The sequence below is a fragment of the Mesorhizobium sp. M1406 genome (genome assembly GCF_040317555.1).
Classification (GTDB): domain Bacteria; phylum Pseudomonadota; class Alphaproteobacteria; order Rhizobiales; family Rhizobiaceae; genus Mesorhizobium.
Genome location: NZ_JAMYKW010000172.1, coordinates 1 through 925, shown reverse-complemented (window position 1 = coordinate 925; position 925 = coordinate 1). Strand labels below are relative to the sequence as shown.

2 protein-coding genes and 1 pseudogene are annotated in these 925 nt (G+C 62.8%); 1 reads left to right on the top strand and 2 read right to left on the bottom strand.

Annotation, left to right across the window (positions count from 1 at the left end; genetic code table 11):
- The gene (locus tag NKH03_RS34795; RefSeq protein ID WP_352872924.1) at positions 1 to 195 is read left to right on the top strand and encodes a hypothetical protein; all 195 of its coding nucleotides are present in this window, start codon (positions 1 to 3) and stop codon (positions 193 to 195) included.
- A gap of 170 nt (positions 196 to 365) precedes the next feature.
- Here the strand turns inward: NKH03_RS34795 and NKH03_RS34790 are convergent, their stop codons facing one another.
- Complete coding sequence (locus tag NKH03_RS34790) at positions 366 to 491, bottom strand: hypothetical protein (protein WP_352973358.1); 126 nt, start codon at positions 489 to 491, stop codon at positions 366 to 368.
- Between the two features lie 171 nt (positions 492 to 662).
- Positions 663 to 925 (bottom strand): annotated as a pseudogene (locus NKH03_RS35160) (3'(2'),5'-bisphosphate nucleotidase CysQ); the annotation flags it as partial.

Here is a 925-nt window from a genome sequence, read left to right as displayed (position 1 = left end):
ATGGTGGATAGCGAGATACCCAACGGCAAGGGTCATCCTTGCATCGAAGTGATCGAAGCCTGTGGCGAATGGTTCGTCCGTGTGGCCGAGGAAGATCAGGGACTAACCCGATCATTCGACCTGGAATCGCTCGCCCTAGCCTTCGCGGAAGGCCAGCGAATACGCCTGCAGCTCGACGAGTTCGTCCGGCTGTAGAGCGTGACCGACCAGCGCATGACGGCGGGCGATTCCGCAGACAGCTCGTCGGTCAGGCCCGGCACCTCGTTGGCGTTGGGTGTCGGGCCGCATGGCCGGGCGGAGCGCTCGGGTTGGTTTGGCTCGGCAAAAAAACTGAGACCAGTCGTACCCCTATATCGCGGTGCCCGTCAGCCCGCCAAGCCGCCGGCGCGATGCTGCATGGCATCGAAAATGACCTCGAGCACGATCCAGATCGCCAACTCGGCCGACAGCCAGAAACCCGATGCTATGAAGAGTTGGACCACGGCCGCCAAACAACCGCATCCCCTATCCCCCATATCCGCCCTGAAATAAAAGCCCGCCGGCCGGAGCCAGCGGATAGGGCAGGGATTGTTCAACGACCGGCAGCCGTGTTGGCCGCCTGAGCACCGTCATGTGTCCGCCGCTCCGCTAAACACGGGGGCTGCGCGGCGGACACGCCGACGTCACCGCGATGCCACGCCTTTTGCAGAACTTGACGCACACAACTGTCGCAAGACCACAGAGCTTGGGATATGGCCGCTCGATGCAAGGCCGGGAAATGCAGCGCAGTCCAGCGAGAATGATCTTTTGGTCACCGGCGAGGAATCTGATTTCCGGTCGACCGCGCAGCCGGCATGGAACACACGCATCACCTCGCGCCCGGCCGCCAGGGCCAGCCGTTCGAAGATTTCGAGCATCAGCCTGTCGTCAGATGCCGCCGCCGTTG

Coding starts and splice junctions, on each gene's coding strand:
- NKH03_RS34795 (WP_352872924.1), top strand. CDS start 1: ATGGTGGATAGCGAGATACCCAACGGCAAGGGTCATCCTTGCATCGAA.